This is a genomic window from Halanaerobiales bacterium (assembly GCA_035270125.1).
Classification (GTDB): domain Bacteria; phylum Bacillota; class Halanaerobiia; order Halanaerobiales; family DATFIM01; genus DATFIM01.
Window position 1 is genome coordinate 1 of record DATFIM010000164.1, and the last position, 11,864, is coordinate 11,864.

At 30.6% G+C, this 11,864-nt stretch carries 10 protein-coding genes and 1 tRNA gene; 1 reads left to right on the plus strand and 10 read right to left on the minus strand.

Annotated features, from left to right (window positions below; translation table 11 throughout):
• Positions 1-18 precede the first annotated feature (18 nt).
• From VJ881_08620 to VJ881_08630, 3 genes are all read right to left on the minus strand, one after another.
• Positions 19-612, minus strand: coding sequence for a TetR/AcrR family transcriptional regulator (locus VJ881_08620; protein ID HKL76118.1), 594 nt, complete (start codon positions 610-612; stop codon positions 19-21).
• Positions 613-718: 106 nt separating this feature from the next.
• Entirely contained in the window at positions 719-2,134 is a 1,416-nt protein-coding gene (locus tag VJ881_08625) for an MATE family efflux transporter (protein ID HKL76119.1), read from the minus strand.
• Positions 2,127-2,588 (minus strand): MarR family winged helix-turn-helix transcriptional regulator, encoded by a 462-nt coding sequence (locus VJ881_08630; protein ID HKL76120.1) that lies wholly within the window; start codon positions 2,586-2,588, stop codon positions 2,127-2,129. The genes VJ881_08625 and VJ881_08630 overlap by 8 nt, the downstream gene beginning before the upstream one ends.
• A gap of 169 nt (positions 2,589-2,757) precedes the next feature.
• On the opposite strand from VJ881_08630, the gene VJ881_08635 reads away from it, so the two are divergent.
• Positions 2,758-2,835: transfer RNA gene (locus tag VJ881_08635), tRNA-Ile, on the plus strand.
• A 104-nt stretch (positions 2,836-2,939) separates the two neighbouring features.
• Here VJ881_08635 and VJ881_08640 read toward each other — a convergent pair.
• The 7 genes from VJ881_08640 to VJ881_08670 form a co-directional block, all read right to left on the minus strand.
• Positions 2,940-3,206, minus strand: a complete 267-nt coding sequence (locus VJ881_08640; GenBank protein ID HKL76121.1) for an AbrB/MazE/SpoVT family DNA-binding domain-containing protein — start codon at positions 3,204-3,206, stop codon at positions 2,940-2,942.
• Between the two features lie 209 nt (positions 3,207-3,415).
• Positions 3,416-5,167, minus strand: coding sequence for a pyruvate kinase (gene pyk / locus VJ881_08645; protein ID HKL76122.1), 1,752 nt, complete (start codon positions 5,165-5,167; stop codon positions 3,416-3,418).
• 20 nt (positions 5,168-5,187) lie between these two features.
• The gene (gene pfkA / locus VJ881_08650) at positions 5,188-6,186 is read right to left on the minus strand and encodes a 6-phosphofructokinase (protein HKL76123.1); all 999 of its coding nucleotides are present in this window, start codon (positions 6,184-6,186) and stop codon (positions 5,188-5,190) included.
• Positions 6,187-6,217: 31 nt separating this feature from the next.
• Positions 6,218-7,189, minus strand: coding sequence for an acetyl-CoA carboxylase carboxyltransferase subunit alpha (locus tag VJ881_08655; protein ID HKL76124.1), 972 nt, complete (start codon positions 7,187-7,189; stop codon positions 6,218-6,220).
• Positions 7,179-8,075 (minus strand): acetyl-CoA carboxylase, carboxyltransferase subunit beta, encoded by an 897-nt coding sequence (accD, locus tag VJ881_08660; GenBank protein HKL76125.1) that lies wholly within the window; start codon positions 8,073-8,075, stop codon positions 7,179-7,181. The genes VJ881_08655 and accD overlap by 11 nt, the downstream gene beginning before the upstream one ends.
• An 84-nt stretch (positions 8,076-8,159) precedes the next feature.
• Positions 8,160-8,378, minus strand: coding sequence for a trp RNA-binding attenuation protein MtrB (mtrB, locus tag VJ881_08665; protein HKL76126.1), 219 nt, complete (start codon positions 8,376-8,378; stop codon positions 8,160-8,162).
• An 81-nt stretch (positions 8,379-8,459) separates the two neighbouring features.
• A complete protein-coding gene (locus VJ881_08670) occupies positions 8,460-11,837 on the minus strand; it encodes a DNA polymerase III subunit alpha (GenBank protein HKL76127.1) in 3,378 nt (1,125 codons plus the stop codon).
• Between the last annotated feature and the right edge of the window lie 27 nt (positions 11,838-11,864).

An 11,864-nucleotide genomic window follows, 5' to 3' on the forward strand; every position in this document is an offset into this window, starting at 1 on the left:
ATAAAATTCAACATCTTTTCATTCCTCCTTTTGTTTCTGCAAACCATTTAAAAATAGTTCATATATAAATTCAGTATTTTTTTCTATATCAATATCTCCTCTATTTTCAAAAATAATTGTAGAACAAATACCATTTATCATCCCCAGAAAAGCACTGGCTGCTTTTTCTGGATCTGGTGTATGAAATATTCCTTCATTAATACCTCGTTTTATAATGTCTTCCAAAATATCAATAAAAGAACGAAAAATATCAATCATAGTTTTTTTCAATTCTTCATTAATAAAATTTTCTCCATCCATAAACATTTGCGTAGTTTTTTTATTTTCATCAATTCTTTTTAATCTCAACTTTATAAATTTTTTCATTATTTCTTCAGCACTTAAATCTTTTTTCTTTATTTCATTAAGTTCTCTAAGAACACTTTTTGCTTCTCTAGTTACTATTGACTGAAATAAGTCATCTTTACTATCAAAATGCCAATAAAGAGTTCCTTTTCCTAGATCTGCATTTTGGGCAATAGCAGACATAGATGTTTCATGATAACCATTTTCTAAAAAAAGTTCTTTAGCTGCTTCAATTATTTTTGCTCCAGTTGAATTTTTTTCTTTCAAAATAAAACCTCCTTCAATTTTAAAGACTCGACTTACCAGTCAGTCTAATTATAGCAAGCAAAAACTAGCCTGTCAAGGCTAGTCTGAATTCTTAAAAATTATTAAATTATATTGCCTTTTCTTTCCAACCACCTTTTTTAAACCAGAGAGAAGCAATTATTGCAGTAACAAAATTAGATAAAAACATTCCCCACCATATTCCATTTGGACCCCAGCCAAGGTTAATACCCAAATATTGAGCCAGAGGTAAGCGCAGTCCCCAGAGAGCAATTATTGCTATAATCATTGCAATAAAAGTGTTTCCTGCTCCTCGAAAAGACCCACCAATAATAAATCTTACTCCTAAAAAACCAAATGAAAATCCAACAATTTTTAAAAAAGAAGTTCCTATTTTTATAACTTCAGGATTTGTATTAAAAATTGAGATAACTGTAGCAGGAAAAAGATTAAAAACAAAAGCTAAAAAGGTCATAATTCCTAAAATTAGTCCTGAACTAACCCAGGCAGTTTTTTCAGCTCTATTAATATTTTCTGCTCCTAAATTTTGTCCAACCATTGTGGTAGTTGCAGTTGCAAATCCACGGGAAGGTAACATTACAGCTGATAGTATTTTTGATCCAATACCATAAGCTGCAACTACAACAGTACCAAACTGGGAGACTATACTCATCAAAAAGGTCATACCTAAAGCAACAATTGATTGTTCACCAGCTGAAGGTATTCCTAAAATAAGTATTTTTTTAATTTCTTTGAAATCAGGTTTTAAATATTTCATCTTCAATTTTAAACCCTTTTTACCTGTAAATAAAATATAAATTCCAATTATACCGGCAATTGCCCTGGAAAATATAGTGGCAAAAGCAGCTCCTCTGACTCCTAATTCTGGAAAAAAAGCTATACCAAAAATCAAAAATGGATCTAATATAATATTTAATAAAGTAGAAAAAACCATCATTTTCATTGGAGTTTTGGTATCACCATAACCTCTAAGTAAAGCAGAAAATATAAAAAATGCAAACATAAAAGGAACACCTAGTGATATTATTTCTAAATAAGCAGAAGCATCTCCTATTATATTTTCTGGTGCTCCCATTAAATTTAAAACTGGCTCATTAAATAAAAATCCGATTAAGCCAAGAATAATCGATAAAGAACCAACAAAGACAAATATTTGAGCAGTAATTTTGTTAACCTTTTCTTCATTACCCATTCCCATATATTGAGCAACAAGAGTTGTTCCAGCTACAGTTATACCAGCCCCAATAGAAACCATAAGAAATACTAAAGGAAAACCAACAGATAAAGCAGCTACAGCATCAGCTCCCACTCTACCTAACCAGAATGTGTCAGCAAGATTGTAGGCTACCTGCATTGTATTTCCGATCATAACGGGCCAGGCAAGTTTAAAAAGAGTTTTAGCTATAGGACCATTTAATATTTCTTCTCTATTTTCTAATCTCGCTTTTTTCATAATTTTAGATTTTTTTAATTCAATTTTTTCTGCATTTGAAGACCTACCCACTATCTTCATCTCCTTTTTTTATATTTTTTTCTAAATTATTTAAAACCGGTTCAAGTAATTTTATCAATTCTTTTTGCTTATCTAATTCTAAGTAATCAAGAGAATCTTCTAAAAAACTTTGTCTAATATTAAGCATTTTCAGTAATAAATCATTACCTTTTTTAGTTAATTCCAATAAAACTTCTCTTCTATCCTCAGGATTACGATATCTCTTTACTAAATCTTCTTTTACCAATTTATCTACTATAACTGTTAAAGTACTATTAGCCATAAACATTTTTTCATGGAGAACACTCATATTTACAGGTTCATATTTGGTAATATGCCATAAAACTAAAAATCTGGGCATAGTTAATCCATTTTCTTTCAAACTATCTTTTGTATATTCTACCAAACATTTATTTATATCTCTGATGATTTTATCCAATTCTTTTGTTTCATTATTTAAATCCATTTTATCACCTCAGTATTATTTATAATATAAAATATTTAGCAATTATAAATATTATAGTAAAAAAATATTGCAAATGCAAATGATAATTAAACTTTTTTTGAATTTATTTGCTTTTTCCCTTGACGAAAGCCAAATTTTATATTATAATAATTCGTGCAGCATTGAGAGAGGGCCCATAGCTCAGTCTGGTCAGAGCAACCGGCTCATAACCGGTTAGTCCTAGGTTCAAATCCTAGTGGGCCCACCATTTATTTTTGGTTTTATTTTTCAGAATATTTTTACTTTTTCAAACAAAAAAAACAGCAGAGATTTTTTCTGCTGTTAAAAACATTTATTTTCTTTTTTTATATCTTAAGCACTTTCTTCATCACCAGTTTTATCTAAAATATCATCTAAGCATTCTTCACAAATTATCTTTCCCTTATATTCGATAGTATCTTCAGCACTTCCACAGAAAATACAGGCTGGTTCATATTTTTTCAAAATAATTTTATCATTATCATCTACATATATTTCGATAGGGTCTTTTACATTAATATTCATTGTTTCTCTTAACTCTTTAGGTACAACTATTCTACCTAAATTGTCAATTTTTCTTACAATACCTGTTGCTTTCATAATCTTTACCTCCTTTTTCTTAATTATAACAATAAATGGATTCCTTGTCAATAAATATTGTTGTAATTTGACAATTTTTATTATTATTTCATTTATTTTAATAATTTATTTATAATTAAACACACTTAAAGGCGGCTATAACAGCCGCCTAAATTTATAAGTTACTAATTTCTATTTATTTTTATACATTATTAGAGAATTTTTTTATATTATTTAATGTGAGCTTTACCACGATAAACTAAACCTCTAACACCATCAACTGTTACAATTTCTCCTTCATTTAATAATTCAAAAATATCTCCTGCATTTACTACTACAGGCATCCCTAAATTCAAACCTACTATTGCAGGATGAGAAGTAAGTCCTCCTTCAGAAGTAATAACTGCATTTGCTTTTTTCATAGCTGGAATGAAGTTTTTATCAGTCATTGTAGTAACTAAAATATCTCCTTCTTTTACTTTTTCATTAGCTTCATCTGCAGTTTTGGCTATCTTAACCTTACCTGTTACAGTTGTTTTGCCAACTCCCTGACCTTCAATAACAGGTTTACCTACAACATCTACTTTTATTAAATTAGTTGTACCTGGAATTCCAACTGGAGCTCCAGCAGTTATAGTAACTAAATCTCCATTTTTTACTAACTCATGATCTAAAGCTTTAGATACAGCATTATCAATCATATCATCAGTATTATTACTCTGTGGTACAAGTAAAGGATATACTCCCCAACTTAAAGTTAAGAAATGTTGAACTCTTTCATCAGGAGTAACTGCTACTATACGATTCATAGGTCTATATTTTGACACCATTCTAGCTGTTAGCCCTGAACCAGTTGCAGTTATTATAGCTTCAGCTCCTAAATCTTCTGAAGCTTCACAGGAAGCAAGACTTATTGCTCCTGTTACTGTATCAGGTTTTTGTTCTGGTGAATTAGAATTGTGTATTGATTCTAAGGACAATTCAGCCTGTTCTGCAATTTTAGCCATCATCTGCACTGACTCAACTGGATATTCTCCTGCAGCTGTTTCCCCAGAAAGCATTGTAGCATCTGTTCCATCAAAAATTGCATTAGCAACATCAGAAGCCTCAGCTCTTGTTGGTCTTGGATTTCTTATCATAGAATCCAGCATTTGGGTAGCAGTAATAACTGGTTTGGCATTTTCATTACATTTTTTGATTAAATTTTTCTGAATAACAGGGATTTTTTCAGCTGCTATTTCAACACCTAAATCTCCTCTAGCAACCATTAATCCATCAGATACCTCTATAATTTCATCTATATTGTCAACTGCTTCTTGATTTTCAATTTTAGGTATAATTTTTACATCTTCTGCATTTTCTTCCTCAAGCAATTTTCTGATTTCAATTACATCTGAAGCTTTTCTAGTAAAAGAAGCTGCTATAAAATGAATATCCTGTTTTAGACCAAATTTAATATCCGAAATATCTTTTTCAGTTAAAGGAGGTAATTGAACTTTTACTCCTGGTAAATTTACACCTTTCCTTGAACCAAGTTCTCCACCATTTTGAATCTTACATTTTATTTCACTACCTTTAATTTCTTCAACAATTAATTCAATAAGGCCATCATCAATTAAAATTTGTGATCCTTCTTCTAAATCAGAAGGAAGATTTTTATACTGAACAGAAAATCTATCTGCATCACCTTTTATTTCTTCAGTTGTGATTATGGTTTCTTCTCCCTTTTCTAATTGAACTTTTCCTTCTTTTAAATCTCCTGTTCGAACTTCTGGACCTTTAGTATCAAGCATTAAACCTATTGGTTTATTAATTTCTTTTGAAATTTTTTTAACCATATCAATTCTTTTCTTTTGTTCTTCATGATTTCCATGGGAAAAATTAAATCTTGCTACATCAAGTCCAGAATCAATAACCTCTCGTAAAATTTCTTCATCATCAGTAGCTGGACCTAAAGTACAAACAATTTTGGTCTTTCTCATCTAATCGCCTCCTCAGATTTTTATAAAGAAAGTATATGGGCCAATTCAAAGATATCTTGATCAATAGTTTTTTCTTTAGATAAAGCCTCTTCTAAACCACAGGTATCTATACTATTATTTATAAAACTAACCATTTTACTTGATTCACCATTTTTAAGCAATTTAACAGATTCTGCTCCCATTTGACTGGCGACAATTCTATCCATGGCAGTAGGGCTACCACCACGCTGTAAATGACCTAAAATAATTACTCTTGTCTCAAGACCAGTCTTTTCTTTTATTTTTTCTCCAATATAAAAAGCTTTACTTTCATTAATATCTCTATTAGTTTTAAAATCTTCTCCAATTCCTTCAGCAACTAAAATAATACTATGCAATTTACCACGATCATAACCATGCTGAATTTTATTACAAACATCATCAATAGTAAAATCAATTTCTGGAATTAAAATAGATTCAGCTCCACCAGCAAGTCCAGTTCTTAAAGTAAGAAAACCTGAGTTTCTTCCCATAGTTTCAACCACAAAAGTTCTTTCATGAGAAGTGGCCGTATCCCTAATTTTGTTTATTGCATCTAAAATTGTATTCATAGCTGTATCAAAACCCAGGGTATAATCTGTACAGGCCAGATCATTATCGATAGTTCCCGGGATTCCAATTGTAGGGAAACCAAAGTTTTTAGAAAGAGCTAATGCCCCTCTAAAACTTCCATCTCCTCCGATTACTACCAAACCCTCAATTTCATTTTCTTTTAAACTTTTTACAGCTTTTTTCTGTCCTTCTTCTGTTTTAAATTCTTCACAACGAGCTGAATGAAGTATTGTTCCTCCTCGATGAATAATATCAGCTACTGAACTCCTATTCATACTATAAATATCTCCATCTATTAATCCTGCATATCCGCGCTGAATTCCTGCTACCTCTATATCATAATAAATTGCAGTCCTAACTACTGCTCTTATAGCAGGGTTCATTCCAGGAGCATCTCCTCCACTAGTCAATACGCCAATTTTATTCATTGCTTTTACCTCCTGTTGAAATAATTATAATTTAATTTTTTTCTTTATTTCTCTGATATTCACCAATTTTTCTAAATTTATTATACCTTTTTTCAATCAATTTATCTTTATCAATATTTTTTAGTTCATTAATTGCAGCTAAAATTTCATCTTTTAATATTTTTGCTGCTTGATCTGGATCTTTATGAGCTCCTCCAATAGGTTCCTTAATTATTTTGTCTATAATATTTAAATCAAATAGGTCTTTAGAAGTTAAAGAAAGAGCTTTAGCAGCTTCAGAAGCTTCATCAGAATCTTTCCAGAGTATAGCAGCACAGGCTTCAGGAGAACAAACCGAATAATAACTATATTCAAACATCATAATTTTATCTCCAAGTCCAATACCTAAAGCTCCACCACTACCACCTTCACCAATTACAATAGTAATAATAGGAACTTTTAAATCAGACATTTCCATTAAATTAGTAGCAATTGCTTCAGCCTGACCTCTTTCTTCAGCCCCTATTCCTGGATAAGCTCCAGGAGTATTAATTAAAGATATTACAGGTCTATTAAATTTTTCTGCCTCTTTCATTAAACGCATTGCTTTGCGATAACCTTCAGGATGGGCCATCCCAAAATTTCTTTCTAAATTTTCATTAGTAGTCTGACCCTTTTGATGCCCAATAATAGTAATAGGTTGTTCCTCAACAATTGCTATACCACCTATTAAAGCAAGATCATCTCCAAATCTCCTATCACCATGTAATTCTACAAAAGTACTGGAAATTCTATTAATATAGTCTCTGGTTGTTGGTCTTTCTTGGTGACGGGCAATTTCTAAAAGTTGAGCAGGTTCCAAATTTTCATATATTTCTTCTCTTAAGTTATCTGCTTTATTTTCTAAAGTTATTATTTCATCAGTTAAGTCAACACCTTTTTCATCCATAAAATCCTTTAAATCACTAATTTTTTTATTTAATTCAATTAACGGTTTTTCAAATTCAAAATAATTACTGGGCATCATTAATCACTCCAGCCTCATGTATTTTTAAAATATCTCCTAAAGTCGCTTTCATTTTCTTTCTATGAACAACTTTATCAATCATACCATGTTCAAGTAAAAATTCAGCACTCTGGAAATCATCAGGTAATTTTTTGCTTATTGTTTGCTTAATAACTCTTGGACCGGCAAAAGCTATAAGTGTACCAGGTTCTGATATAATAATATCACCTAAAAGAGCAAAACTAGCAGTTACTCCACCTGAAGTAGGATCAGTTATAACTGAAACAAAAAGGTTACCATTTTTGTGCAGTTTTTTAATTGCAGCACTTGTTTTAGCCATTTGCATTAAAGATAACATACCTTCCTGCATTCTGGCTCCACCTGCTGCACTAAAAATTATAAGTGGTTTATTTTTCTCAATTGCTTTTTCAATAGCAATAGTGATTTTTTCACCAACTACTGAACCCATACTGGCTCCCATAAAATTAAAATCCATTACAGCAATAATTACCTCATGACTGTTAATTTTTGCTTCACCAGTTACAACAGCTTCATTTTTCCCAGTTTTATTTTTGGCTTCTTCCATTTTTTTATCATATTCTGGAAAATCAAGAGGATTTTTGCTGCTTATATCGGCAGCAAATTCTATAAAACTATCTTCATCTATAGTAAGGGCCAAACGATCTTCAGCAGATAATCTTAGATGATAATCACATTTGGGACAGACCATTGAATTTTCAGCAAGTTTTTTATTAAAAACTATTTCATTGCATTTTTTACATTTTGTCCAGAGCTTATCATTATTTTTTTCACGCACATCTCTTTTTTCACTTTTCTTACTTTTTTTACTACGATTTTTTACAGTTACATAATTATTCTTTTTACTGAAAAAATCTTTAAACATTATTAATCACTCCTATTTAATTCCTGATCTTTAAAAAACAAAAACCAGTTCCTGTTTTATGAGGGACTGGTTAATATCAAAAATCTATTCACCTGACTTTATACTTCCATGCTTGGAAACTATTTCAGCTTCACCTCTAATTTTTATTGCAGAAGTATGTTCGGTAAATTGAGCTAGCAATACCTCTCCTTTGTCAAGCTTTTCTGTATGATTAAATGTAGTACTTTTTCCTCGCGTTAAACCTATTATTGTGACTCCATCTTCCAGAGCTTTTATTGTTACAAAATCAGCCTCAATATTCATTACCAGACCTCCTGTTTAATTTATCATATCCTTTTTTTTATTTAATGTCAAGTAAATAAAATTTTACAAATCAACCCAAAGTTATAATACTTTTAAATTTTCTTTTCTAAAAATACTTATCAATTTATTTTTAACATTTTCATTTTCTAAATTCAACCAGTAAGATTTATCACTCAAAATTATTTTATTATTAATTTTAAAAAATACCGGTGATTTTCCACTATTTTTCCCTATAATAAATTTTGCTTTGGATAGTTCTTTTTTATCCAATTTAGCATCTCTTAAATTCATCACTACAAATTTTCTTTTAAGAGAAATTATTTGGTTGGCTATTAAACTATCTCCATCTTTAAAATAACCATTAATAAAGACAATTTCTCCTTCTTCTAAATTAAAGTCTAAACTTTTATACAAATCTGGAAATACAACTATATTTATTTTTCCATTCCAATCTTCAATTGTTAAAAAAGCCATCTGATTATTTCTTTTAGTAACATGGTTTTTCTTTTCTAATATAAGACCTGCTGTATTAGCTTTAAAATATCTAAAATCTTTACCTTCTTCTAAATCATCACTGGTAAAATTAGTTAATAAATCAATTTTTTCTTGATAAGGATCAAGAGGATGACCGGAAAGATAAACACCTAAATACTCTTTTTCCCAGCTTAATTTGTCAGTAGTACTTAAATGGTCAACATCTGGAAATTCTATTTCCTCATTATAAAAATCATCATCTTCAGTCAAATCAAAAAATGAAGTTTGGCCATTACTTCTACCTTTTTGCATTTTAGAATATCTGTTATATAGCTCCTCATATTTTATTAACATTTGAGAACGATTTACAGCAAAACTATCAAATGCACCAGCTTTAATTAAAGCTTCAATCATATTAATATTGATATTAGAAAGATCAACTTTTTTAAAAAAGTCATGAAAACTTTTATATGAATCATCTTTTCTATCTTCAATTATAGATTTAATAGCTTTTTTTCCTAAATTTTTAATAACCTTTAACCCAAAACGAATACTATTTTCTGAGGTAGTTGTAAAATCATTATAACTTTCATTTACATCAGGAGCCAAAACATTTAGCCCCATATTTTTTGCTTCATCTATATATATTGCCACTTTATCTAAATTGCCCATAACTGATGATAAAAGAGCTGCCATAAATTCTGCCGGATATTTTACTTTTAAATATGCTGTTTGATATGCTAGGAGTGCATAAGCAGCACTGTGAGATTTATTAAAACCATAACCAGCAAAATATTCCACCTGATCAAATATTTCATTAGCAGTTTTTTTATCTATTCCATTTTGGGCTGAACCTTTAACAAATTTTTCTCTTTCTCTGGCTATCAACTTTTTCTTTTTTTTGCCCATTCCTCTTCTTAAAAGATCGGCTTCTCCCATTGTATAACCTGCTAATTCACTTGCAATCTCCATAACCTGCTCCTGATATAAAATTAAGCCAAATGTATCTTTTAAAATAGGTTCAAGTTTAGGATGAAGGTATTCCACTTCTTTTTCTCCATGTCTACCTTTTATAAAATCATCTACCAAACCACTATTTAGGGGACCTGGCCTTCCTAAAGCTAAAAGGGCAATAATATCAGAAAAATTTTCTGGTTGAAGCCTTTTATTTAAATCCTGAAACAAATAAGATTCCATTTGAAAAACTCCAAGGGTTTCTCCCTTGCTGAGCATATTATAAACTTCCTGATCATCTAAAGGTATATCATCAATATTTATCTTTTTATTAAATCTTTTTTCTATAAGACTAAGGGTATTTTCAATTACTGTAAGATTTCTTAATCCTAAAAAGTCCATCTTAAGCAAACCCATATCTTCTAATTCATCCATTGGAAGTTGGGTTATAACACTTTCATCCTGTAATTGTAATGGTACTAAATTAATCAAATCTTCTGGCCCAATAATAACACCAGCTGCATGGGTAGAAATATGTCTGGGCATCCCCTCAAGACCTTTAGCAAATTTTATCAAATTAGCTGTATCTTCATCTTTTTCTACTTCTTTTTTTAATTTTTCACTTTTTTCAAGGGCTTTATCTAAAGTTATTCCATGTTGGTGAGGAATCATTTTAGCTATTCTATCAACTTTTCCATAAGAAAGATCAAGGGCTCTCCCCACATCTCTAACAGCTGCTCTAGCGGCCATTGTCCCGAAAGTCCCAATTTGAGCTACCCTTTCTTTTCCATATCTATCTTTCACATATTCTATTATTTCATCTCTTCTTTCATCAAAATCAATGTCAATATCGGGCATAGTGACTCTTTCAGGATTTAAAAATCTTTCAAATATCAGTCCATATTTTAAAGGATTTATTTTGGTTATTCCCAGAAGATAGGAAACAAGACTCCCGGCAGCTGAACCTCTTCCTGGACCCACTCTAATTCCTTCTTTATTTGCATAATCAATAAAATCCCAAACTATTAGAAAATAAGAAATATAGCCCATTTCTGAAATTATGCGAAGCTCATATTCCAGTCTTTCTCTTGCTTTTTCTGAATTAGTCAGATTTTTTTCTTTTAACCCTTTTTCACATTTTTCTCTTAAAATCTGTGCAGGTTTTTTATCATCAGCCCCTGGGTAATCAGGTAAATGAAATTGACTAAAATCAAAATCAACTTCACACCTTTCTGTTATTTTTACTGTATTTTCATAGGCTGAGTTTATTTTTGGAAATAACTCTCGCATTTCAGAAGCTGACTTAAAATAGAACTCATCTCCATTAAAAGTCATTCTATTTTCATCATTTATAGTAGTTCCTGTTTTTAAAGCAAGTAAAATATCGTGCATTTCTGCATCTTCTTTATTTAAGTAATGAGTATCATTGGTCACTACCATAGGTAAATCCATTTCATTAGCCAAGTGGATAAGTTTATTATTAGCACGCTTTTCCTTGGGTATATTATGGTCCTGTAATTCTATAAAAAAGTTATCCTGACCAAAAATAGCCTGATATTCTTTCACAGCTTTTTGAGCTTTTTCCCTGTTATCTTCTAGAAGCAATTGTGGTATTTCTCCCTGGATACAGGCTGAAAGCGAAATCAAACCTTCTCTATTATTATAAAGCAAATCTTTATCAACACGAGGTTTATAATAAAAGCCTTCAAGCCAACTTTTTGATACAATTCTCATTAAGTTTCTAAAACCTTTATTATTTTGAGCTAATAAAATAAGATGATATCTTTTTTGACTTTTTTTCGTAAATCTATCTTCTGGTGCAAGGTATACTTCACAGCCTAAAACAGGCTTTATACCTGCATTTTTAGCTTTTTTGTAAAACTGCATTATCCCATATAAAACTCCATGATCAGTCATAGCAACAGCTGACATGTTGTTTTCTTTTGTATGTTTAATTAAATCATCTACTCTAACTGCTCCATCGAGAAGACTGTATTCTGTATGATTATGGATGTGGTTGAAGTCTTTCATGACTTACTTCACCTGCTTTCTATTACA